Annotated in this window: 21 protein-coding genes and 1 tRNA gene; 6 read left to right on the top strand and 16 right to left on the bottom strand. The window is 55.5% G+C overall.

All coding sequences use genetic code 11. From position 1 onward, the window contains the following. Positions 1-14 precede the first annotated feature (14 nt). Together gluQRS and FHI25_RS14485 are read left to right on the top strand one after the other, a co-directional pair. The gene (gene gluQRS, locus FHI25_RS14490) at positions 15-854 is read left to right on the top strand and encodes a tRNA glutamyl-Q(34) synthetase GluQRS (RefSeq protein ID WP_210518916.1); all 840 of its coding nucleotides are present in this window, start codon (positions 15-17) and stop codon (positions 852-854) included. A 131-nt stretch (positions 855-985) separates the two neighbouring features. Continuing rightward, positions 986-3052 (top strand): GGDEF domain-containing phosphodiesterase, encoded by a 2067-nt coding sequence (locus tag FHI25_RS14485; protein WP_246879113.1) that lies wholly within the window; start codon positions 986-988, stop codon positions 3050-3052. Positions 3053-3140: 88 nt separating this feature from the next. Here the strand turns inward: FHI25_RS14485 and FHI25_RS14480 are convergent, their stop codons facing one another. Further along, complete coding sequence (locus tag FHI25_RS14480) at positions 3141-3329, bottom strand: hypothetical protein (protein ID WP_008889908.1); 189 nt, start codon at positions 3327-3329, stop codon at positions 3141-3143. 448 nt (positions 3330-3777) lie between these two features. On the opposite strand from FHI25_RS14480, the gene rpmB reads away from it, so the two are divergent. Then, the gene (gene rpmB, locus FHI25_RS14475) at positions 3778-4071 is read left to right on the top strand and encodes a 50S ribosomal protein L28 (protein ID WP_008889909.1); all 294 of its coding nucleotides are present in this window, start codon (positions 3778-3780) and stop codon (positions 4069-4071) included. Between the two features lie 390 nt (positions 4072-4461). Then, positions 4462-5028 (top strand): HNH endonuclease, encoded by a 567-nt coding sequence (locus FHI25_RS14470; RefSeq protein WP_008889910.1) that lies wholly within the window; start codon positions 4462-4464, stop codon positions 5026-5028. Positions 5029-5128: 100 nt separating this feature from the next. Here the strand turns inward: FHI25_RS14470 and FHI25_RS14465 are convergent, their stop codons facing one another. The 4 genes from FHI25_RS14465 to FHI25_RS14450 form a co-directional block, all read right to left on the bottom strand. Beyond that, positions 5129-7312, bottom strand: a complete 2184-nt coding sequence (locus FHI25_RS14465; protein WP_210518907.1) for a TonB-dependent siderophore receptor — start codon at positions 7310-7312, stop codon at positions 5129-5131. 148 nt (positions 7313-7460) lie between these two features. Further along, on the bottom strand, positions 7461-8348 hold the full coding sequence (locus tag FHI25_RS14460; RefSeq protein WP_210519182.1) for an AraC family transcriptional regulator: 888 nt from the start codon (positions 8346-8348) through the stop codon (positions 7461-7463). A gap of 234 nt (positions 8349-8582) precedes the next feature. Next, positions 8583-9089 carry a disulfide bond formation protein B gene (locus FHI25_RS14455; protein WP_210518905.1) on the bottom strand — a complete coding sequence of 169 codons (507 nt, stop codon included), beginning with the start codon at positions 9087-9089 and terminating at the stop codon, positions 8583-8585. Between the two features lie 43 nt (positions 9090-9132). Beyond that, complete coding sequence (locus FHI25_RS14450) at positions 9133-9720, bottom strand: YqaA family protein (protein ID WP_008889914.1); 588 nt, start codon at positions 9718-9720, stop codon at positions 9133-9135. Positions 9721-9936: 216 nt separating this feature from the next. On the opposite strand from FHI25_RS14450, the gene FHI25_RS14445 reads away from it, so the two are divergent. After that, positions 9937-10022 (top strand) — tRNA-Leu (locus FHI25_RS14445). Positions 10023-10236: 214 nt separating this feature from the next. Continuing rightward, on the top strand, positions 10237-11184 hold the full coding sequence (locus FHI25_RS14440; RefSeq protein WP_210518903.1) for a cyclase family protein: 948 nt from the start codon (positions 10237-10239) through the stop codon (positions 11182-11184). 104 nt (positions 11185-11288) lie between these two features. On the opposite strand, the gene FHI25_RS14435 is transcribed toward FHI25_RS14440, so the two are convergent. The 11 genes from FHI25_RS14435 to FHI25_RS14385 all read right to left on the bottom strand — a co-directional run bounded on the left by FHI25_RS14435 (position 11289) and on the right by FHI25_RS14385 (position 24537). Further along, complete coding sequence (locus FHI25_RS14435; protein ID WP_210518902.1) at positions 11289-12443, bottom strand: iron-containing alcohol dehydrogenase; 1155 nt, start codon at positions 12441-12443, stop codon at positions 11289-11291. Between the two features lie 23 nt (positions 12444-12466). Then, positions 12467-13942, bottom strand: a complete 1476-nt coding sequence (locus tag FHI25_RS14430; RefSeq protein ID WP_210518900.1) for an NAD-dependent succinate-semialdehyde dehydrogenase — start codon at positions 13940-13942, stop codon at positions 12467-12469. An 18-nt stretch (positions 13943-13960) separates the two neighbouring features. Further along, on the bottom strand, positions 13961-15115 hold the full coding sequence (locus FHI25_RS14425) for an iron-containing alcohol dehydrogenase (RefSeq protein ID WP_210518898.1): 1155 nt from the start codon (positions 15113-15115) through the stop codon (positions 13961-13963). A gap of 36 nt (positions 15116-15151) precedes the next feature. Beyond that, positions 15152-15814 carry an ATP-binding cassette domain-containing protein gene (locus FHI25_RS14420; protein WP_210518896.1) on the bottom strand — a complete coding sequence of 221 codons (663 nt, stop codon included), beginning with the start codon at positions 15812-15814 and terminating at the stop codon, positions 15152-15154. Continuing rightward, positions 15811-16587: an ABC transporter ATP-binding protein gene (locus FHI25_RS14415; protein WP_210518894.1), complete on the bottom strand. Its 777-nt coding sequence runs from the start codon at positions 16585-16587 to the stop codon at positions 15811-15813. Before FHI25_RS14415 ends, FHI25_RS14420 begins: the two co-directional genes overlap by 4 nt. Further along, positions 16584-17531, bottom strand: a complete 948-nt coding sequence (locus FHI25_RS14410) for a branched-chain amino acid ABC transporter permease (protein ID WP_210518892.1) — start codon at positions 17529-17531, stop codon at positions 16584-16586. Before FHI25_RS14410 ends, FHI25_RS14415 begins: the two co-directional genes overlap by 4 nt. 1 nt (position 17532) lies before the next feature. After that, on the bottom strand, positions 17533-18432 hold the full coding sequence (locus tag FHI25_RS14405; protein ID WP_008889930.1) for a branched-chain amino acid ABC transporter permease: 900 nt from the start codon (positions 18430-18432) through the stop codon (positions 17533-17535). A gap of 94 nt (positions 18433-18526) precedes the next feature. Further along, entirely contained in the window at positions 18527-19840 is a 1314-nt protein-coding gene (locus tag FHI25_RS14400; RefSeq protein WP_210518890.1) for an ABC transporter substrate-binding protein, read from the bottom strand. A 21-nt stretch (positions 19841-19861) separates the two neighbouring features. Beyond that, positions 19862-21199, bottom strand: coding sequence for an ABC transporter substrate-binding protein (locus FHI25_RS14395; protein ID WP_210518888.1), 1338 nt, complete (start codon positions 21197-21199; stop codon positions 19862-19864). A gap of 244 nt (positions 21200-21443) precedes the next feature. Further along, entirely contained in the window at positions 21444-22814 is a 1371-nt protein-coding gene (locus FHI25_RS14390; protein ID WP_210518886.1) for a sigma-54 dependent transcriptional regulator, read from the bottom strand. Continuing rightward, positions 22783-24537, bottom strand: a complete 1755-nt coding sequence (locus FHI25_RS14385) for a HAMP domain-containing sensor histidine kinase (RefSeq protein ID WP_210518884.1) — start codon at positions 24535-24537, stop codon at positions 22783-22785. Before FHI25_RS14385 ends, FHI25_RS14390 begins: the two co-directional genes overlap by 32 nt. Positions 24538-24739 lie beyond the last annotated feature (202 nt).

Raw genomic sequence — 24739 nt, 5'->3', positions numbered from 1 at the left:
GGGGTGCTTGAAGGATGACCGCGATCACCCGCTTTGCACCAAGCCCGACCGGATATCTTCATCTCGGCCATGCGGCCTCGGCCCTGTTTTCTGCAAAACAGGCCGGGCCGGATGGCCGTTTTCTTGTGCGGATCGAAGATATCGACCAAACCCGATGCCGCCCGGAATATCTCGAAGCGATCTATGAAGACCTCGCCTGGCTTGGCCTTGAATGGGAAACGCCGGTTCGGGTGCAGTCCGATCACTTTGCAGACTACCAAGCTGTGCTGGATCGCTTGTCCGACATGGAACTGCTTTATCCGTGCTTTTGCACGCGCAAGGACATTCAGGCGGAAACAGCCCGCATCGGAAACGCACCGCACGGCCCGGATGGCGCGCTTTATCCCGGCACCTGTCGACAGTGTTCGCCAACCGAACGGAAGGATCGCATCGTGGCTGGTGAAAGCTATGCACTCCGCCTTGATATGGCTGCGGCGATCAAACAGGTTGGCAAGGAGCTGACATGGTATGACCGCGCGGCAGGCAAACAGATCGCCACACCCGAAATCTTTGGCGATGTGGTTCTGGCGCGCAAGGATACCCCGACCAGCTATCATATCTCGGTGACCCATGATGATGATCTGCAGGGCATAACCCTCGTCACTCGTGGTGAGGACTTGTTTTTTGTCAGCCACCTGCATCGGTTGTTGCAGGAATTGCTGGGCTATGACGTGCCGGAATATTACCATCACGGGCTTCTGACCGGGCCGGATGGCAAACGCTTTGCCAAGCGTGACAAATCCAGGACGCTCAGATCCATGCGCGAAGACGGATTGTCGGCGGCAGACGTGATCAAGCTGGCTGATCAATTCTGATTGACCGGGGCTGGTCGGTGATCTCTTAGTAAGCCGTAATATTTTGTGTTTTTCATATTCCCGTTGTCGTTGATTATTACCTCCGTATAGGATGTTTTGATCGAACGATGATGTCGGGGGCACAAGACCAGATGAAAAAAGATGCTGGCTTGGTTAGGGGAATTGCGAAACGCATTCTCGACCCGGGCATAGAAATAAGTGCCGGGGAAGAGTTGAACGGAAAGGTTCAGCGCGACCTTCTTGATCTGGCCTATCGCAATAACTGGGCTAACATTCTGGTCAATCTGGCCGCTGGCACCAGCATGGTTGCTATGTTCTGGCTGCGCGGCGATTTGCGCGCCGAAACCGTTATCTGGCTTCTGGTCGTCACTTTGATTTGCAGCATTCGGCTTTGGGGTGGTTATCTCTATCACCTGACGCGTGAAAACAGTACGGAGCTCTCCTCTGATCTGCTTCGAAAATGGCGCTTTCGCTATCAGATCGGGGTGATTGTCACCGGCCTGCTGTGGTCCATGGTTGGTGCGATTGAAATTCCCGCGGTTCAGGGCGAAAGCCAGTTTCTGACCATGATCATCATTGCCGGTATGGCTGGGGGTGCCACGGGTATTCTTGCTCCTGTCTTCCTCGTCGGGCGCTTTTATCTGTGTGCGCTGCTATTGCCGCCAGCCGTGATCCTGTCGGTGATGGGGGATGCGAACTATATCCTGTCCGCCTTGGCGCTGGTGTTCCTGCTGGTGATGCTGGTTACGCATCGCAATAATCACGCGGTTCTTTTCAGATCTTTTGTCCTCAAGCATCAAAATCAGGGGCTGGTCGAAGACCTAAGGCAGAAAAACCGGATTACCGAAAACTGGAATGCCACCCTTGAAGCGCGGGTCGAACAGCGCACAGAGGAGCTGCGCAATCTGGTCGAACACGATGCCCTGACCGGTATTCTTAACCGTGACGGGATTGTCGCCTGGTTCGAACATAAAAAGAGATCGGACGCGCTTCTGGATTATGCCGTGCTGTTTATTGATCTGGACCGGTTCAAACAGATAAATGATGGCCTCAGTCACGCGATTGGCGATGAAGTTCTGCGTGCTGTCAGCATGCGGCTTAGGGAATGTGTTGATGACCGCCATGCTTTGGGCCGTTGGGGCGGGGATGAATTTCTGATTGTTCTGGCTGCCCCGCATGAAGAGCTTCACCCACTGGTCGAAACCACAGTTGAACTGGCCCAGCGCGCGGTTAATCACCCGATCAATATTGTCGGTCATACATTGCATGTCGGGTTCAGTACCGGCGTTGCCTTTTCGTCCGGACGTAATCCGTCGATATCGGAACTGATCCACTGGGCGGATCTGGCCGCGGCCGAGGTCAAGCGATCCGGCCGGGGCAGTGTGCATAACTACGACAAGATGCTGCTGACGGAACAGGAACGCCGCCTGAGTGTGACCCAGGCGCTGCGCCGGGCGCTGAGTGCCGATGAGTTTTATATCGAGTACCAGCCGGTCATTGATGCAACCAACGGCGACATCATCGCCTACGAGGCGCTTTTACGCTGGAACAGCGCGGTGCTTGGCACTGTTCCACCCGATGAATTCATTCCGATTGCCGAGGAAAGCGCGCTCATCGTTGATATCGGGGAATGGTGCATGCGGCGCGCCTGCCAGACCCTGCATGACAATACCGAGATTCCCGTCACCACGAAAATTGCCATCAACGTCTCGATCCGTCAGATCGTGATGCCAAATTTTCCCGATATGGTTTCGCGCATCCTGACGGAAACCGGTCTTGCATCCAGTCGGTTGGTTTTGGAAGTCACGGAATCGATTTTTGAAAAACGTCAGACGTCGCAGATTTCCGCAGTGCTAGATCATCTGCACGCGATGGAAGTCGGCATTCATATTGATGATTTCGGGACCGGGTATTCATCCTTGTCGCGGCTGCACGAAATTCATGTGGATGCGGTCAAGATCGACAAGTCATTTGTCTTGTCGATGGATGAAAATGCCCGCGTGGTGATCGAGGCCGCAATTCTGATCGCCCATCGCTTTGGTCTTAAGGTCATTGCCGAGGGGATCGAGACACCGCAACAGCGTGCGGAACTCCACGCGATGGGGGTAGATGCCTATCAGGGATACTTCTTTGCCCGTCCGGGGCAGCTCCCGTGTCGCGACATTCACTGGCAAACCGATCCGGATTTGCCCGCCTGACGGTGTTTCTTTGGAGCTGGCGCAAAAAAAAACGGCCTGCCGCAAGCGTGGCAAGCCGTTCATAGTCCTGTTCTGCTGGGGGACAGAATCAGCGGCTAAAATCAATCAGAACAAGGAAGCTGACCGGCACAAGCGCCAGCGCGACATAAATCCAGAAGGACGCGATCGGAACGCCGAACGCGGCAAGAACATAACCGGCAAGATAAAGTGCCAAGCCGATTACAGCGACCAGCAGAATGCCCAAAAGCGGCAGAGAAACTTTGCTATCTGATTTCATGTCCCGTCATGCTCCCGAAACGGATTTCTTAACTCATGGTGTCGAACCTACCATGTTGTGTGCGTAGGCGTTTTGATCAGTATCAATAAACGCGACAGATTGAATCCCAAGGCCTTTGCAGGCATCAAGCAGGGTACTCTTATTATATAAACACAGAGAATCGATTGTTCGCCCTGTGTCAGAATGGCGCAATTGCCTGTAAATGGGGTCTTAGTTATTGTCGCCCCGGTTTGGAAAACATCAGATTCCGTGCGGTTGAGTTGGGCAAATACCGGCACAAACCAAGGATTATCGTCAAAACAGCTCTGATAAGCGTTTTTGTCGCGGTTTTCGGTTGATGAAGGCTTGACGGCATGGGTTAGAGGCGGTAATAACCCGCTTCCAAGCGCGGGCCTGCATGTTCAGGCCAAGCGTCCTTTTGCGAATTTATAGACCAGGAGATCAGGTCATGGCACGTCGCTGCCCGGTATCCGGCAAAGGCGTTTTGGTCGGCATGAATGTGAGCCACGCCCACAATCGTACCAAACGTCGTTTCCTCCCGAACCTGCAGCCGACCTCGCTGCTTAGTGAGTCGCTCGGTCGTTCGGTGCGTCTGCGTCTGACCACCAATGCTGTCCGCACCATCGAAAAACGTGGTGGTCTGGATGCGTATCTGCTCAGCACTGCAAATGCAAAGCTGCCGGCAGATTTGGTGAAAATCAAACGCCAGGTCGCCAAAGCTGTTGAAGCAAAAGCTGCCTAATTCAGGCTTCTGCTTTACAGACAGAATTTACGAAGGCTCGCTTTTTAGCGGGCCTTTCGTTTTTTTCGGCTCTGTGCCTGGGTAACCGATGTGTCGGTTCGGGGGCTCCAGACAGGCTGCCAGACATCGTCGGGCGGCTTTTTTTGTGTCGTGCCGTACTGCAGTTCTCCAAGGGTTCCTTGGGCTGCGCAAGGGGGCTGTCTTAATAAACGCGACTCGGCAGAACACGAGCTTTGCGCTTTTGGAAATTTGCTCTATACTTTGCTCTATCAGTGGTTTACGTCGCCGTGTCGCCCGGTTTGGTGAAACGTCATGATATGTTCATCAACAGCGATTCCCGGACCTGCTAAATAAGGCAAGCGACTCGGTAAACACGGTGGAGCGGATGGTATGCATTTATCGCCCAATGCGTGTCCGGCACTTGTTCTTAACGCCGATTTTCGGCCGTTGAGCTACTTCCCGCTATCTCTTTGGTCATGGCAGGATACGCTCAAGGCAGTCTTTCTTGAACGCGTCGATGTTCTTTCCGAATACGACCGCGAAGTACGTTCTCCTTCCTTTAAAATGCGCCTGCCGAGCGTTATCTCGCTCAAGGAATATGTCCCGCTTAAAAGCAGCCCGGCCTTCACCCGGTTTAACGTCTTTTTGCGCGATGAATTTTCCTGTCAATATTGCGGTGACCGCCTGCCGACAAATGAGCTGACATTTGATCATGTGATCCCGCGTGCGCGCGGTGGGCGAACCAATTGGGAAAACATCGTTACGGCCTGTTCTGACTGCAACCTGTTTAAAGGCAGTCGATCGGTGCGCGAGGCGGGCCTGCGACTGCGCAGGACGCCGGGACAGCCCTCGATGCACGAACTTCAGACCACAGGACGCCGTTTCCCGCCAAACTATCTTCACGAAAGTTGGCGGGATTTTTTATACTGGGATACCGAACTGGAATACGACTTCTAGGCAGCGGGTCTCAGCCCGCCATAGAGCCAAGAAAAAAGCCGACGGAAACTCCGTCGGCTTTTTGTTTTTTGGTCTTCTCAGTGCGAGAAACCTCAGATGATCAGAAATCCGCCGTAAGCGAGAATGTCGCGGTAAGCGGCTTGCCTACGGTCATATAGCTGGTTTCTGTGCTGGCAGTTTCCCAATAGTCATTATCGGTCAGGTTTTCGACATTTGCACGGAAGGTGACCGGATAGTCATAAAGCTCGGTTACATAGCGTGCACTCATGTCAAATCGCGTCCAGGACGGGATTTCAACCGTGTTGGTGGTGTTAACGTATTGCGCAGCGGTATGGATCAGGCGTCCACCAACTGTCGCACCATCAAGGAACGGCAAATCATATTCCGCACCAAGGGCTGCCTGATATTCCGGAACGCCGGGTGCCGTGTTGCCGTTATTGGTGCCGTTCTCGGTTTTGGTCAGTTCGGCGTCGATAAAGGTGATGCCACCCAGAATGCGGGTGCCAATAATTGGTTCACCAAAGGCCGTCAGCTCAAGACCACGGTTTCGCTGTTCACCATCGGTGGTGTAGAGGTTGCTGCTATTAAGAAACGCCGATGGTTTCTCAGCCTGGAACACGGCAATGCCGCCTCCAAAGGTGCCGAAGTCAAACTTCGCGCCGACCTCCATTTGCTCAGTCGTGTACGGTGCTAACGTTTCACCTCGGTTGGTTGCAGTCGCCTCCGTCACGGTTTTTCCGGCCTCCAGACCTTCGATATAATTGGCATAAACCGTGATCTGATCGGTCACATTACCAACGAAGCCGAGCATCGGCGAGTTGGTCGAAGAGTCATAGTTGGAGTTCTTGGCGCCGGTTAGTCTGTCGTAACCGCGCGATTTGACGTTCTGACGGCGAACACCACCCGTCAGGTGGATGTTGTCATCAAAGAAGCTCACCGTATCGGCCAGGAAATAGCTTGTCAGGATTGTATGTGAGCTGAGATTGGCGTTACCGGGGTCGCCAAAAACGATGTTGGATGGGCCGCTGTTATAGATGTTACCGGCAACAGATGTGCCGAAATCCCAGTTTGTCCTTGCTTCCTGCCACATTGCGGTGGTTCCGGCATTGAGTTCGTGCTTAACCGGTCCGGTTTCAAACTCCTGACGGATGCCTGCAACACCACTGACATCTTCGCGCTCATAAACTGTCGCGAATCTGCCAAAATCGCCCGATCCATCCGTGCTGGTTAAGGTGACGGATGAAAAATCACTATCTTCGTCAGTGGTATGTGCGCCAATGGCAGTATAAAGCATCGTGCTGTCGGTTGCGTCATACTCGAAGCGCACCTGTGCGAACTTGTCTTCAAGATCACTATAAGTGCCAGCGGCGGCAAAGTTATGTGAACCGGACGGTGCATCAAGCATTGAGGTCAGATTGTTTGCCCTAACTGTTGGGCGGCCTTCTTCAACGCGCAGCTTGTTTATCGCTGCATCGAACGTGACCCGGGTATCATCGCCGCGGTAATCGAGCGCGATTGAACCAAGCGATGTCTCACGATCTTCATTTTCGATGGATGCTTCGCCTGCCCGGTGCATGATGTTGGTGCGGACCCCGAACTGATTGTCGGAACCAAAGCGACGGCCGAAATCAAAATGACCACCAACGTCGCTGGTCGCGCCATAGCTGCCGGTGAAGCTGGTTACGGGATCATCGACGGCGCGTTTGGGGACAAGGTTGATGTTGCCACCCAATCCACCAGAAGACGGCGCCATGCCATTCAAAAAGCCCGAAGCTCCCTTGATGACTTCGACGCGGTCAAACATTTCAAGGGCGACGGACTGGCGCGGTGCCGTTCCGTAAAGGCCATCAATTGAAACGTCATCAGATGTCAGGTCGAAGCCACGAATGGTGAAACGGTTGGCAAAGGTGCCAAACCCGTTGGTGTTGATCACCGATGGATCGTTATCCATCACATCCGAAATGTCGCGAGCCTGCTGGTTCATGATCAGCTCGCTGGTGTACCCGGTGGCGGCAATCGGTGTATCCATGATGTCTTTGTTGCCAAACGCACCAAGTCGGGTACCTGTAGCAACCTGTCCGCCGGCATAAACCGGTGGCGTGGGGTCACCGGCATCGGCCGCAGTGGCGTCGCCTTCAATGATCAGTGCTTCGGTGGTTTCGCCTTCGCTTGCTGTCGCGTCATCTGAAGACTGCGCCAGTGCAAAGTTTGGTCCGGCAAAAACCAATGCTAGTGCCGTACCCAGCAAAAGGGTCGAAGACAATTTCTGTCCTGTAAAACGCATTTGGGATTCCCTGTGTCGGTTGTCTTTGACGACGACCTGTCGGGCGGGAACCGGCGGGCCATCTATGATGATGGCCTTTTCGATATCACGCGGTGGGGGATAGAATATTGAACCGGATTTCGGCGTATTGAACGGAATTTGGCTTAAGTTACGCGATCTGTTCCTTGCGCCATGCACCCGGCGTGGTGCCAACGATTTTGCGGAACACGCGGGTCAGATGCGCCTGATCGGCAAAGCCGACCCGAAGGGCGACCGACGCTAGCGGTGTATCGGCATCTTTAAGCAGGTTCTTGGCGCGCTCCACCCGGGCTTTCATCTGCCACTGTTGCGGGGGCATGCCGGTACTTTCGCGGAAGGCCGAGCAGAAATAGGATTGTGAGAGCCCGGTGAGCTGTGCCAGTTCATCCAATCGAATGGTGCGTCCGCAGTTCTGTTCAATATAGTCGACCGATTTGCGTAAATGGTACGGTGCAAGTTTGCCGCGTTTGCGTTGCGGTTCGCTTGCCGCGCGCGGCTGCAGCAGGGCTGCGGTCAGCGCGCTGATCAAACCTTCGCCATAGATCTGCGGGCTTTGGTGTTCGCTTTGAAGGTCGTCGGCCAGCAACCGGACCAACGTATTGATGCGCGGATCGCAAAAACCGATGCGCGGTGTTTCCATGGTCGCGCGGTCAAGTGGCACGCCCATGCTGTTTTCAAGCGCGTCGACATCAAGATGGATATCAAGATGACGCAGACGACAAGCGCCGAAAACCTCTGATGAAACCTCCATCCCGGCCGGGATATAAGACAGACATCCTTTGCCGCGAGGTTGCTGATCTGCCAAGTCATCTGAGGAGCGGACGTTGATACGCCCATCGCCCACGCAATCAAGGATCGCCACCAGACGGGGGGCTTGTGACACGTAGGTTCCCCCAGCCTCTGCTTCACATTCCACATGCCATAAATCGGAAATGGCGGTGTTCCAGCGACGGAACCGCAGGTCATCAAGAAGGGAAATACCTTCGATGTGGCTGGTCATATGTGGATGGAATGCCATGGCGCTCACGACAATGGGGTCCTTTGTGCAGTCGGAACTTATGGTGCGAATGGGTCTCAATATAACCGGGAAATTTCTGCAAACAATAACAATTCTCATTATCATGCGAAGAATTGTCAAATTTCTGAGCAATTGTTCGCGCAAAAGGCGGCCCTTGGAGATGCAAAAACCCGCCTGACGTGTCAGACGGGTTTTCCAAAGATTTGATTTTGGTACGGCCAAAGGCGTCTGGTGTTACTTTTTCATCCAGCGTGACGGCGCGATCAGGCAGAAAACGGTAAGTGCTGCCGAAAAGAACACGTTGACGGTCGGCATGGTGATGCCAAACAGGGTCCAGTCGATCTTGTCACACCGGATGATCGGTTGAGCCATAAGCTGCGCCTTGAGGTCTGCCACGGATGCGGCACCGCTTTGTACCCCGCCACACATGGCGGGCCCTTCCCACCACAGTTCCTGAACACCAACGTGGTAAAACGCGATTGCTGTCCCGACGGCAAAGGTCGCAGCACACAGATATACCACCGCCCGTGCGGCGGCAGGAAAGCGGATCAGCAACAGCGCGATGATCGAAAGACCGGCAACCACATAGAACGGCACACGCTGATACAGACACAGCACACAGGGAAGCAACTTCTGGACATATTGCGCGTAAAACGCAAAGCCGATGCTACCTACTGAAACCAACAGCAGGGCAAGGGGCGGAAAGGCCGGGATGAAGCGTGGGCGCAGCAAATTGAACATCAGTTGGTCCGTTTATTGGCGTGCATAAAAAATTGGCGTCGGGTCAACCATGCGGGATCAGCTTTATCGCGGCAAACCCACCGACAAGAACCACGATAAATATGGTGAAAACGAGGCCCAGTCGACGTTCGATGAAGTCGCGGATGACAGGGCCGAATTTCCAGATCAGGGCGGCAATGACAAAGAACCGCAATCCGCGCGCCAGGATCGATGCCAGCGTAAAGACAACCGGGTCAAGTGCGGTCACACCCGACAGGATGGTGATCACCTTGTAGGGGAATGGCGTTACACCGGCAATAAACACCGCCCAGGCGCCCCATTCGTTGTAATAGTCGCGGAACTGATCAAACTTGTCGGCATAGCCATAAAGCTCCAACACAGGCTGTCCGACCGTTTCAAACAGGAAGAAGCCGATACCGTATCCGACAAGTCCACCAAGGACCGAGCCGACGAGACAAATCAGTGCATAGCGCCAGGCCCGCGTGGGGGCGGCAATGATCATCGGGATCAGCAGAATGTCAGGCGGGATCGGAAAGACAGAGCTTTCAATCGCTGCAATGAAAAACAGGGCCCAGCCGGCATGGCGGTGGCCGGCAAGGTTCATGGTCCAGTCATAGAGGCTGCGGATCACGGCAATAGCGCCTTGTCATGTTGTCTGCGATTTGGGGAGCGGCGCTTGGCCTTGAAAACAGGCCAGATCAAACCGCATTTTGCCGGCAATCGCAATGGCGCAGTTTATCCGTATCTACGCAGACGTATTTTTGCACAAAGCCCCATTGACCCGGCGAAATTTACGGCTATTATCCCGCCCGTTGATGGAGGGTGCGCACACGCACCCGAATTGCCTGCCCCTGTGGCGGAATTGGTAGACGCGGCAGACTCAAAATCTGTTTCACTTAGTGAGTGGGAGTTCGATTCTCCCCGGGGGCACCATCACTTTTCCCAAAGGATAGAGTGACAAAAAATGCGAGCTTGGTGAGACAGGCTGGTCGCCTGCATGTTTTGCCGGAGCGATAACCGATCATTTCGGGTGTTCGATTGATCGGTTGCCGCTCAAATTCCTTTTGAAGATCGCCGTTTTAAGCCATTTTTTTGTTGGCATTAGAATTGCTGTTCCCTGAGTCCTTATCAACTTAGGGAGGAAACAATGCAAAAAGTAAAAATCATGACCTTTGCAGCCGTTATGATGGGTGCAGTCGGAACCGTTGGGTCTGCGTCTGCCGAAGACAGGTTCAGTTCCCAATTTGGTCCGGAAGATCAGATCGGCGCAGCAAACTTTCTGACGTCGGACGTCACACTTGCAGCAAGCAAGTTGGTTTCCGAAGGCAAGGTCTATTCACTGGGTATGGAAATCTCGCGTGATACGCCGGCGTTTGCGCCGCGTGGTGTCGCGGTCACGGTTTTTTCACCCGGGCAAAGTGGCAACAAAACAATCGGCAGTAATGCCGGAACCTATAACGATGACATGTTCACCGGCTGGCTCGGTGTCGGGACACAGATTGACGGCCTTGGTCATCTGGGTGATCACCATACCTACTATAACAATAACCACGCCGAAGACATGGTCGCAGCCACCGGCCTGACCAAGCTTGGCATTGAAAACGTTCCACCCATGGCGACACGTGGTGTCTTGCTGGACATAGCCGCGATCAAGGGGACCGATCGCCTTGAAGGTGGCTATGTTATTACCCTTGATGACATCATGGACGCCCAAAAAGCTGCGGGTACCGAAATTCGCAAGGGCGATGTTGCGCTGATCCATACCGGCTGGCTTGATTTGGTTGGCAAAGACAACGAACTCTACGGGACAACGGAACCAGGTATTGGGCTGGAAGCAGCCGAATGGTTGGCAAAGCAGGGTGTCGTGGCCGTGGGGGCCGATACTTGGGGCCTGGAAGCTGTTCCCCATGAGGACCCCAGTGCTTTCTTCCCGGTACACGTCAAGCTTTTGGCTGAGAATGGCGTCTATATCCTTGAAAACATTGTCACCAAGGATCTGGCCGCGGATCGTGCCCACGAGTTTCTCTTTGTTCTTGGGCAGGCAAAACTCAAAGGCGCCGTACAGATGATCATCAACCCGGTTGCTATTCGCTAACCCGGTTTGATCATTGTGTTAAATTGAGAACCGGCGGCCAAGCGACCAAACAGGCCGCCGGTTCTTTTGCCACAATGCAAACGGTAAGTTTGCAAGCGGCCAACTCAATAAACGCTGCGATAAATCGCTTCGATTTCCTTGGCGGTCATGTCGCGCGGGTTGCTGTCGATCAGGCGATGGATCTTGGTAAAGACTTCATCGGCCATTTCCGGCAGGGATTCTTCGGTGACGCCAAGATCGCGCAGGCGGATTTCAAGACCGCTGGCCGGTACCATTTCCTCGATCCGTTTGACGAACGCCTCGGCAGCGGCATCTTCGCTGTTGAAATCGACCCCTTCGATCAGGCAGGGGGCAAGTTCGGCATACAACTTTTTCGCGGCTGGCAGGTTAAAACGGATCACTTGTGCCATGACCAATGCATTGGCATGTCCATGCGGGATATGGAATCGCGCACCCAGCGGATAGGCCAGACCATGAATGGCAGCAACCGATGCATTGGCAAAGGCCATCCCGGCAATCAGCGATCCCTGCAACATGGCAGAGCGTGCTTCCTTGTCACCGGGATTTTCAATCACCTTCATCAGGTTCTTGCCAAGCAACGACAGGGCGGTGACCGCCATGCCATCGGCAATCGGGTTTTTGCGTGTGCGGCTGGTATAGCCTTCGATGGCGTGCACCATCGCATCAAGGCCGGTGGCCGCCGTGACCTTTTGTGGCAGGCCATAGGTCAGTTCCGCATCAAGAAGCGCGATGTCAGGCATCAGTTGCGGGGTGTAGACGACCTGTTTGAGATTGTCATTATCGGTAATCACCGACACCCAGGTCACTTCCGAGCCGGTCCCGGCAGTGGTCGGGATCTGGATCAGTGGCAGACGATCACCGGTCGCCTTGTCCACCCCATAGATCTCTTCGATGGTCTGATCGCTGTCAGCCAGCAACGCAACCAGCTTCGCACTGTCCAGCGAGCTGCCGCCGCCAAGGCCAATCACGCCATCGGCTTTCCAGTCGCGCGCACCGGCAATGGCGGCTTCGACGATTTTCTGGGGTGGGTCGGCCTCGACGTCAGAAAAGATATGAACGGCGATACCAGCGGCCTCAAGCGCATCTTGTGCCTTTCTGGCAAAGCCCAGTTTGACGATGCCCGGATCGCAGACAATGGTGACACGGCTCGCACCGAGTTCCTTCATCAGGCTGCCGGTCTTGGCAATGCCACCGGCTTCACAGACGATGCGCGGTACACTTCGGAACATGAAACTCATGATGTGTCTCCTTATCCGGGGGATCAGTTGGCATTCCCGGCGAGACCGCCGAGGCACATATATTTAATCTCGACGAAATCATCGACGCCGTATTTCGATCCTTCGCGGCCGATACCGGATTCCTTGACCCCGCCAAACGGGGCTGATTCGGTCGAAATGATGCCTTCGTTGATGCCAACGATGCCATATTCAAGCGCCTCGCCAACCCGCCAGATACGGCCGATATCACGCGCATAGAAATAAGCTGCCAGACCAAACGGCGTGTCATTGGCCATGCGAATGGCGTCTTCCTCGCTGCTGAACTTGAACAACGGCGCAACCGGGCCAAAGATTTCCTCGGAGAAAATCCGCATGTCGTCGGTAACCCCGGTCAGGATGGTCGGGGTGAAGAAGTTGCTGTCGGGCTTGGCGCGATCACCGCCCAGAACGGCCTTTGCCCCACGGGAAACGGCGTCTTCGACAAGTGCCTCGACCTTTTCAATCGCCTTGGCATTGATCAGCGGCCCCTGGGTGACACCATCTTCGGTGCCGTGACCGACGCGCAATTTGCCAACAGCTTCGGCCAGTTTGGCGGCAAAGGCGTCATAGACATCTTCCTGAACCAGAATGCGGTTGGCGCACACACAGGTCTGACCGGCATTACGGTATTTTGACGCAATCGCGCCTGCAACAGCCGCATCGAGATCGGCATCGTCAAACACGATGAACGGCGCGTTGCCACCAAGTTCCAGACTGACCTTTTTGACGGTGTCGGAGCACTGACGCATCAGAAGCTTGCCGACCTGGGTCGAGCCGGTGAAGGACAGTTTGCGCACGATCGGGTTGGCGGTCAGTTCATTGCCAATTTCCGCCCCGTGCGATGCGGTGACGATATTGATCACCCCATCGGGGAAGCCCGCACGTTTGGCCAGTTCAACCAGTGCCAGCGCAGTGAGCGGCGTATCTTCGGCGGGCTTGATGACAACCGTGCACCCTGCAGCAAGAGCCGGGGCGCATTTGCGCGTGATCATCGCCATCGGGAAATTCCAGGGCGTGATCGCGGCAACAACACCAATCGGTTGTTTGACGGTGATGATGCGTTTATCCGCACCATGGGACGGGATGACGTCGCCATAGATACGTTTGCCTTCTTCGGCAAACCATTCAAGGAAGGACGCGCCATAGGCAACTTCACCGGATGCCTCGGCAAGGGGTTTGCCCTGTTCGCGGGTCATCAGCAGGGCAAGATCGGCCTGTGCCGCCATGCAGAGATCAAACCATTTACGAAGGATGTTTGCTCGTTCCTTGGCGGTTTTGGCCCGCCATGCGGGCAGGGCGGCATCGGCAGCATCAATCGCACGACCGGCTTCGGCCGCCCCCATATCGGGCACATCGGCAAGATGTTCGCCGGTGGCCGGATCGACAACCGCAAAGGTCTTGCCGCTATCGGATGCGACCCATTTGCCGTCGATATGTGCCTGGGTCTGCCAAAGGCCGGAATCATTTAGCTGGATGGTCATGGTGGCTATTCCTTTTCGTTACAGCACGGCGGCATAGATCGCGCGCGCGGCATCGAACGTCATTTCACGCGGGTTATTCATCAGAAGGCGTTCCACCTTCATCGCATCGGTTGCGAGCATGTCGAGATCGCTTTCCGCCACGCCCACTTCACGCAAGGTGCGGCTGAACGGCATGCGCTCGACCATGTCGGTCATGAAACCGATGAAACGATCACAGGCGGCATCGTCATTTGCGAATTTTTCACCCGGCAGAACAGCACGGGCGAGCTCGCCGTAGTGCGACACGGCGGCGTCCCGGTTGAATTTCAGCACTTCAATCAGGACCAGTGCATTGCTGTGCCCGTGCGGGACATGGAAATGCCCGCCCAACGGATAGGCAAGGGCATGGACCGCTGCCACCGGGGCATTTGCAAAGGCCATCCCGGCCAGCATGGAACCCTGAAGCATGGCTTCGCGCGCTTCGCGTGACGGGGTGGCTGAAACCGCATCATCAATATGGGCGGTCATCAGTTGCATCGCGCGGATGGCAAGCCCGTCCGACAGGGCGTTTTTCTTGTGCTTGGTGGTGTAGGCCTCAATGGCATGGACCATCGCATCAATGCCGGTCATGGCGGTGATCGGGGCCGGAAGGCCCATGGTCAGTTTGGCATCCAGCAGCGCGATATCGGGATAAAGCAGGCTGGACACCACACCCTTTTTCTCGTGCGTGGGCGTGGTGACGATCGAAATCGGGGTGACTTCCGAACCGGTACCGGCCGTGGTCGGCACCTGAATAAGCGGCAGGCGCGGACCCGTTGCCAGACCGATGCCATAAATCTCGTCAAGCTTCTGGTCCTTGCCACACAGAAGCGCGACCAGTTTGGCGGTATCCAGCGATGAACCGCCGCCAAGGCCGATGACGATATCGGCCTTGAAATCGCGTGCACCCTTGACCGCGGCGAGAATGCTTTCCTCGGGCGGGTCGGCCTGAACATCGGTCCAAAGCAGGGTTTCAATCCCGGCGTCCTTAAGGGCGGCATAGGGGGCGTCAATCAGGCCAACCTTCTGCAAGCCGGGGTCGGTCAGGAGAACGGCGCGTTTCGCGCCGAACTCCTTGCAGAGCGCACCGAGTTGCAAGGCACCGTCGAACTCGCAGATGACGCGAGGGGTGGTTTCAAACACAAAGTCTGACATGGGGAACCTCGTTTTTTGACTTGTCTGTTGTCGGGATCAGGCCGTTTCCAGTTCAGCCTTGGAAACGGTGCCACGTTCGATGCGGTAACTGCCCGCCACCAGATCGGCAGAGTGGCTGTCATCGGATTCAGAAATCAGGACACACAGGCCACTGCTGCCCAGATCGGAAATGACTTCCGACAGGCGGCGTGACAGGACCGGTGCGACCCCCTCGAACGGTTCATCGAGCAACAAAAGATTGCGACCGGGCATCAATGCGCGCCCGAGCGAGACCAGTTTCTGCTGGCCACCGGAAAGTTGCAGTGCACGTCGGTCACGGAACTGCGCGATTTCGGGCAACAGGTCATAAACCCATTTCAGCCGTTCCTCGGCGTCCTTGATGCCATTGGTCCATGCCGGAAGAAGAATGTTTTCCTCAACCGTCAGGGACGGAATCAGACGGCGATCTTCAGGCATATAGCTGATGCCGGTTTTGGCACGGGCGAAGTCGGCCATCTTGCGCAGGTCCTGCCCGTCAAAGGTGATGGTGCCCTGATCTGCGTCCAGAAGACCCATGATGGCGCGCATCAGGGTGGTTTTGCCCGCCCCGTTATGACCGATCAGGCCAAACATCTTGCCGGATGGCACCGAAAGCGAGACATCACGCAAGATCGGAATATTACCGATTGATACATCGAGATTGCTGATTTCCAGGGTCATGATGCGCCATTCCCTTGTTTGGTGGTGGGACGATGGCCGGTCACAAGATCGCGGACCTGCTGATCGGCGAGAACTGCTGCAGGTTCACCATCAGCAATGATTTCGCCGCTATAAAACGCCAGAACGCGCGAGACATAACGTTCGACCACATCCATGTCATGTTCGACAAACAGCACGGTCACGCCATGCTGACGTACGGCATTCATAACCGTATCCATCAGGTCGGTTTTTTCATCCATGCTGACACCACTGGTCGGTTCATCAAGCAGCAGCATCTGAGGATTGCCGATCAATGCCATGGCGATATCAACCAGTTTGCGCGCGCCCTGTGGAACGGCGGTTACCAGTGAATCGCGATAGTTTTCGACGCCGAATTCCTTAAGGATTTCCTCTGCACGGGCGATGCGGGCATCGCTGCGAAGGGGACTTAGGAAACTTGGTCGGGCACTTTCTGCGGCAGCCAGCGCGACAATCAGGTTGTCGAGCACGGTCATTTCCGGGAACAGCTGCGCAACCTGGAAGGAACGCGCCATGCCGGCACGTGTGATCGCACGCGGGGAATGCCCCATGATGGACTTGCCATTAAACAGGATCTCGCCCCGGGTCGGTTTGAGATAGCCCGTCACCATGTTGATGAAGGTCGTCTTGCCAGCTCCGTTGGAGCCGATCACACCAACGACTTCACCCTTGTTGATCTGAACGTTCAAATCCTTTGCGGCGATGACCGCGCCGAATTCCTTGTTCAGCGAACGTGTTTCAAGAATGCAGGTCATGCCCGTTCTCCTGTTTTTTCACGGCTGACCAGGCTCCACAGCCCTTTGGGCAGGAAGATGATGACCGCAAGCAGCGTGAAACCGAGGATCATCTGCCAGGTATGGGGCACGAATTCGATGGCGTAGGTCCGCACGAACGAGAAGACGATGGCCGCGATAAACGGTGCTGCCACATGGCCCAAACCACCAAGCAGTGCGATGAAGACGAATTCACCCGACGTGGTCCAATAGGCCATCTCCGGATCAACGTGGCCTGTGGCCAGTGCCGTCAGACCGCCGCCAAGGGCAGAAACCGCAGCCGCAGCAACATAGTTGCCATACAGCAACCAGCGCGGCGACAGGCCAAGATATTCAACACGGACTTCATTTTCGCGAACCGCCTCGCAAATGACGCCGATACCTGCCTTGGTGTAACGATGGATCAGAACGGCAATGATCAGACCGGCAACCACGGTCATGGTGAACACGGTGTGCTGGCTGCCGGCACCTGCGTCGGGCGCCCAGCCAAACACGGTCCAGTCATGCACGTTAAAGCCGTCCGTGCTGCCCAGTTCCTGACTTTTGACAAGGATGCCAAACAGGATCATCGAAAATGCCAGCGACAGCATGGCAAAGAAGATTTCGCGATAGCGCGTCAGCAACAGACCCAACAGCATGGCAACAACGATTGCGACAAACATGCCAAGTGACAGGGCGGCAATCGCATCATGAATGCCAAAGAACTGGCCGCCCATGCCAACGGTGTAACCACCGATGCAATAGAACAGACCCTGACCAAAGGATACGAGGCCGGAACGCATCTGCATGACGACGCCCTGGACGACAAGTGCCTTGGCCAGTGCGATGGTCAAAAGAAAGATCAGCCAACCCGGCGAGACGAAGCCGAACAGAACGCAGGCAAGCGCGATCAGTCCGAGCGAGATTTCAGTTTTATCAAGACGCATGTCAGATTTTCCTCGCCAAAGTACGGCCAAACAGGCCCTCGGGACGGAACGCCAGAACCAGCGACATCACGCCATAAATGACGAACAGTTCGAATTCAGGGGCATAGTGGACAGCGGCCGCACGGCTCAGTCCGACCAGAAGCGCGCCGACTGCTGCACCGCCAATGCTGCCAAGGCCGCCAATGACGACAACGGCGAAGGCCAGCACGATCACTTCGATACCGATCCCCGGCACAACCGAGATCGCAGGCGCGGTCAATGCACCGGCAAGCGCACCCAGCGTGGTGCCCAGAACGAAGGTGATGGTGAACATCAGTTTCACGTTCACGCCCATGGCAACCGCAATTTCGCGGTCATGGATTACTGCACGCAGGACCTTGCCCTGATTGGTGCGTTCAAGCCACGCCCACAGGCCAAGCCCGAGCAATGCGGATACCCCGACCAGGGCGACGTCGTAATTGGAAACCTTAAGCAAGCCGAGCGATGTTCGCCCAAGCTCGGAATAAGGCTGATAGGCGAAATACGGGCTGACACCCCAGACGATTTTCATACCGTCTTCAAGGATCAGAAGAAGGGCATAGGTAATGATCACCATCAGGATTTCATCGCGGCCATACATCAGGCGCAGCAATCCGCGTTCGACGATCACACCGACAATCAGACCGGCAACCAGCGCAGCACCAACCAGCAACAAATAGCTGACCCATGCCGGGCCCATGCCGTTGTTGAAATACCAGCCAACCAGTGACGCTGCCGAATAGGCGCCGATGGCATAAAAGCTGCCATGCGCCATGTTCAGGATGCGCATCACCCCGTAAATCACGGTCAGGCCGGCAGCCACAAGAAACAGCCACGATGCATAGATCGAGCCATCAATCAGGACGGCAAGAAGACTTGTCATCACAAATATCCAGTGTGCAGGGAAAGGGGCGGACACCCCAAGGGAGACGGGATGTCCGCAGGATCAGGAAGCTCTGTGAAACAGAGCGGGCAACTTAGTTACACTTAGCGCCCGGGAAGCCGTCTGCGATCCAGTCCGCAGCAGCAACACCTTCCGGGGGTGTTACGCATTCGCCATCAAACGAAACAGCGTTCTTGATCGAGGCAACGCCGTCTTCGTAGTGGTATTCACCATAGGTGATACCCTGCATGGCCTGATGACCATTGCCGCGTGCCATTTCAACCGTGCCCGAAACCGACTCAAAGGTTGCACCTTTCATCGCAGCAGCAAGTTGCTCTGCCGACGGGATTTCCTTATCGGCGACACCGGCATTCTCGGCGGCATACTTCAGACCCAGGATCGCCTGGGCCATCTTGGTTGCCGGATAGACCGGCTCAAGGTCATAGGCGTTCTGATAGACACCCTCAAACCAGGTGTTCAGTTCGTTGTCCGGGGCAAACTGGCCAAACGGGCCACGTGCACCGATGATCATGCCGTTCGGGGCCTGATCCTTGTAGGTGGCAAAGGATGCTTCGCCGCAGGTCAGAAGGCCGGTGGCGTCTTCAAGCAGGCCACGGGCATTTGCCTGCAGAACCAGGGCTTCCATGTCACCACCCCAGAAGGAGCTGTGAACGATTTCCGGGCGTTTCACGGACAGGGCAGAGATTTCTGCACCGTACTGGCCCTGATAAATTTTCGGGAACTGTTCTTCGACAACTTCTGCTTCAGGGAGGAGTGCCGATGCAGCGGCGGTGAAGTCAGCCCAGCTGTCCTGACCCCAGGAATAGTTCTGCTGGATACCGGCAAGACGGGTAACGTCCGGGCGGGTTGCCGCAAGGTAGCGAACCGCACCGATGTTATCGACAGATGCGTCAAGGCCGGTACGGAACATGTAGGCCGCGTCCGGGTTATCCGCAAACAGGCGGGGAGTACCGCAATCATATGCGATGGTGAAGGTTTTCAGTTCTTCGGCAACCGGTGCAATTGCCAGGCAGTCGCCCGAAGAAACATAGCCGATGACAGCATCGACTTTCTGACGCTGAACAAGGTTGCGGTATTCTTCAACCTGCTTGGTTGCACCACCGGCTTCGTCGATGATCACGGCTTCGATTTCAGCACCATTGATGCCGATCTTGTCGTATGGTGCGGGCAGGTTGCCCTTGTTCAGTTCTTCAACAAGAACCTTGGCGGCATTTGCCGACGGAACGCCGAACGGACCAGCTGCCGGACCGGACAGGAAGGTCACGATCCCGACGCGGAATTTGCCGTTCTCAGCGGCCGATGCAGAACCGGCTGCGCCAGATGCAAGGGCAAGCGCTGCGACGCCCGATACAAGGTATTTGCTGAATTTTGATTTATTGTTCTTCACTATTTCCTCCCTTGGGAAAGGTCATGGAGTTGGCGGTGGAACTGCCTCTGACCCGCCGGCCACGGCATCGCGGCGACGTTTGACCATCTCTTTTGATGGTTTGAGGTCTTCGGCATCGTAGATCGCCCAGTTCCCCACCATCAGTTTCGATGGCGGAAAGTCTTCGTTGTGGACGACCGTGCCCACGGCTTGCGCCTGGACAATCTGGTGAGTTTCGGGATCGATATAGGATGCAAATCCCGGCGGATCTTCGGGCAGGGCCAGTTGCAATCCTTCAAGTGCGGTGATGAGCGCGCGGTCATCGTCAATGCCGCCAGCCTTTTCAATGGCGCGTGCAATGGCGATGATCCCGGTATAGGCGCCTTCGGCCGCATAGGTCGGATAACGCCCGGTCATGTCGTGAAACTGTTTGACGAACCGCTTGTTACGTCCGGTGTCGGGCCAGTTATTGTGATGGCGCGCCGACAGGATCAAACCCGGATAGGGCTGATCACCAAGGGCCATCATCACATCGTAATTTGCACCGGTATCGAAATTGGCCAGACGGGTGGTTTCAAAGAAACGGGTTGATGCCGCCTGTTTGATAAAGGCGATGAAATCCCCGCCCCAAAGGGCGGTTACGACCACGTCGGCCTTGGCCGATTGCAGGGCGTTGATGTAAATCGAATAATCCGGCTCATAGAGCTTCGGCCACAGATCGCCGACGGTTTCATATTCGACACCCAGCTCATCAAGGGCGAGTTGCAGATCCGTCCAGGAAACATGACCGTAATCATAATCCGGTCCGACAAAGGCAAGGCGTTTCCAGCCGGTTTCCTTTTGCAGATCACGTAAATAACGCGCACCGGCGGCCATCGACGTCCAGCTGTCATTGGTGACGCGGAAGTAATAATCGTGACCAGCCTCGATGCTGAGCCGCGATGACGCATGATCAGTACCGACCATGATGATTTTTTCGTTCTTGGCGAGATCGCTTACGGCGTGGGCCACACCCGATGACACGATGCCGCAGAAGAACTTGGCATTGTCATTGGTGATGAAATCCTGTGCCAGACGGACTGCATAGGATGCCTTTGATCGCGGGTCATCAGCGATGACGCGCAGATTGGGCACATCCAGGCCGGATTTTGCTTCGGCTTCGAGGTCCTGAAGGGCGATCTTGATGCCGGAAATACTGTCGCGGCCATAGGTGGCCGACCGTCCGGTCATCGGGTACAAACAGCCGATGACAGCATCTGCGTTCTGTGCAGATGCGCCCAGCTCAAAACGTTCTGCCTGTGCGGTATTGGCCGCAAACAGTGCGAACGTAGCTACAATAATGGTGATGCACCCGGAAACCGGGTGTTTGAGCATCTCCATGACTTTCCTCCCTGCGAATGGTTGTTCCATCCGCGTTTGTACCTTTGTCTCGCTATTCCGCAAAGGCTGTGCCAGTTGCGAAATTTCAGCGCAAAGTCAGGAAAGCTGCGCGATTGACCGTTTTGGGCCAAAATCATGGAGCGGTCTTGAGCGCGAATATGAGCGTTAGGCGCTCAAACAGCAAAACACCCTTGAGCGGTTTCCGCTCAAGGGTGCATCGGAAATGCTTCGAATTGGGGATAGGTTATTGCAGGCCCAGCCTTTGTAGTCGGCGTTTCAGGGCATGACGTGAAATACCAAGTATTTCTGCCGCACGGCCTTTGTGACCGTCGGCCTGATCAAGCGCATCTTGCACCAGATGACGCTCGGTGTTGTCCATGCGGTCCTGCAATTGCGCATTACCATCCGAAACTCTGCCATGCAGATCATCCGGGTTATCATCCGTGACGTGGAATTCAGCCGGCAGCAGGTCCGGCGAAATCTGTTTGGATGGATAAAGAATGGTCAGACGCTCAATCAGGTTTTTAAGTTCGCGCACATTGCCGCGCCAGCGATGATGGCGTAGCAGATCAAGGGTTGCATCGTCAAAATGGATCGGATGGCATCCTTCGGCCTTGGCCTGACGATCGGCGAAATGATCGACCAGTTTGATAATGTCCTCGCCGCGGTGGCGCAGTGCTGGAATATCAATGGTGATGACATTTAGACGGTAAAACAGGTCTTCACGGAAATTGCCCAGACGGACTTCCTCGGCAAGGTCGCGGTTGGTCGCGGCAATTACGCGGACATCGGCCGATGCGGAATGTTCGCTCCCGACCGGGCGATAGTCGCCGTTTTCAAGGAAGTGCAAAAACTTCGCCTGCAGCGCCAGCGGCAGTTCGCCGATTTCATCCAGAAACAGACTGCCACCATCGGCAAGACGGACAAGGCCGGTGCGTTTCTGATGCGCGCCGGTGTAGGAGCCCTTTTCGGCGCCAAACAGTTCGCTTTCAATCAGCTGTTCTGGCAGGGCGGCACAGTTGACTTCGATAAAGGCGTTGGAAGCACGCGGGCTTTGGCCGTGAATGGCACGCGCAACCAGCGCCTTGCCGGTCCCGGACTCCCCTTGCAACAGGATGCGGCTGGCACTGCTTTGCGCGACACGGTCAATCGTTGTGCGCAATTCACGCATCGGCGTGCATTCACCAATCAGGCCATTGGTCGGGACATTGCGCTTGCGGTGGTAATCAAGTTCAAGTGCGGTGCGGTTCTGATCAAGGGTGGTGTTGATGGTGTGGATCAGCTCATCAAGTTCGAACGGCTTGCTAAGGTAATCGGCTGCACCGAGTTTGACGGCCTTCACCGCCGCACGGGTATCGCCATGCGCGGAAATCATGATGACGGGCACGTCGATATCAAGTTTGCGGATGCTATCAAGGACCTCCATGCCATCGGCACCGGGCAGGCGCAGATCAAGCAGGATGATATCGAACTTGTTTTCACGGACTTGCAAAAACGCATCTTCACCGGAATGGACGCCGGTGACATCCATGCCTTCGGTACGAAGCGCAAAGCTTAGCGATCGGACGAATGATTCCTCATCGTCAACGATCAGAATCCTGATCTGGCGGGGCATTTTTCGATGTTTCCTCCTTTGAAGTTTCCGATTTCGTTGCCGGGAACTTCAATGTGATTGTCGTGCCCTCTTGCGGGGCACTTTCAATATTGATTGAACCGTTATTTGATTCGACCAGTTGTTGGCTGATTGTCAGGCCAAGTCCGGTTCCTTTGCTTTTCATGGTAAAAAATGGCTGCACGACGTCAAGCAAATGCTCTTTGGGGATGCCCGAACCATCATCGGTGACGCGGATCTCGACCTGATCCCGGTGGCGCTCTGCGCGCAGGCTCACCGTGCCGCCGGGCTGACAGGCCTGAATGGCATTGATCCCGATATTCAGCAGGATCTGCAGCACTTGATCCGGGTCGACAAAGATCGTCAGGCGGGAATCGCCGCTGGTGTAAAACCGGACTTGCGCCTCTTCGGCGACCGGGGTCAGGACGCGCGATGACTGACGAAACAGATCCCGTACCTCGGTGTTCTGCGGGCAGGCTTCACCGGGTCGGCCATAAGCCAGAAGATCATTCACCACGCGTGACAGACGATCAATCTGGTGGCCCATATCATCCAACAGTGTTTTGCGCTCGCCATCGGGTTCCTTGCGCACAAGGGCCTGAACGGTGGTTTTCATCGTCGCCAGCGGATTGCGGACCTCATGCGCCACACCGGTGGCAAACTGGCCCAGAACGGCAAGTTTTTCGGCGCGCACTGTCCGATCAATCAGGTCTTTAAGCTGCCACGCCATGGTGTTGAAGGCCTTGGCGACCGTGCTGATTTCATCGCGACGGCGACCTTCGGGCAGGCGGTAATACAGATCGCCTGATGCAATACTATGTGCTCCCTGAACAAGTGTATCGACCCGCCGCCGCAGGCTGCGCGACAGGGCAAAAAAGATCGCAAGAATAACCACAATGATGACAGCGGCCGTCACCGTCAGCCAAAAGCGCGTTTCATCAATCGGTTGCAGGATAGTGCCCGGTCGCACACTCATCACCAGGTTCCAGCCGGGCAGGATGCTGGGGCCTTCGATCAGTTCGCCATTGACCTCGGTCGGACGTCCGGTGGCATCAAGAACAATACCGCCCGGTGTGCGTAAAAGCGGGTCAATCACGCCCGATACCCCGGCACTCGCCAGAAGCTCGGTCAACGATGCCAGACGCACATGCAGGGCCACAGACGTGTTCTGCCCCAAACCGGTGTCGCGAATATGCGCGCGCATTAAAATCCACCCGGAATTGCCATTGTCGGGCAATTTGGGGCCGATAAATTCAATACCTTCATGCTCAACACGCGGCAGGCCGGAAATATCCCAGCCGTATTTCGACCAGTAAGGCGGGCCGGATGCCGCTTGCCCTGCGACCAGTCGATCAAGGTTGTCGTACCAGTCAAAAAACAGCACGCCATAAAGGTCGGGGGAATCCGCCTCGACCCGAAGCAGTGTCAGGGCTTCTTCAGCTTGTGGGGAGTTCGGCGATTCAATAAAGGCCGGCAGGGCCGGGTGGTTTGACAGGGTGACCAACTGATAGATGCGCGCATCAAGAAAGGCAGAAAGCTTGTTTGATGTCGCAGCGACCTGCGCGCTGAGCCGTTCACCTGTCAGACGGTCAATCAGTTCATTGGAAAAGCGCTGATAAAAGAAACTGAGTGCCAGAAGCGCGCACACGACAACACCGACCGATAACAGGGTATATCGGCCTACAAGGCTTAGTCGTTGATTTCCGGACCAATGAAATCCGGCCACCGGGTGCCTCCCCTAGACGGGAACTTTCAAGACAATTCTAACCGCGGCTTGGCTCTTGTGAAAGCGCTGCTGCTTGTTAAGTTCCTGCTTCTTGTTGTGTAGAATTGCCGTAAAAATAGCAAGCTATCAAATAGGCGTCGCCATGACGCGCAACATTGAAATACGCTTTTCTCACCCCAGTCAATTCGCGGGGGGGGGGGGG

It is taken from the genome of Thalassospira sp. ER-Se-21-Dark (genome assembly GCF_017922435.1).
GTDB lineage: Bacteria > Pseudomonadota > Alphaproteobacteria > Rhodospirillales > Thalassospiraceae > Thalassospira.
This window is presented reverse-complemented; position numbering and strand designations above follow the sequence as displayed.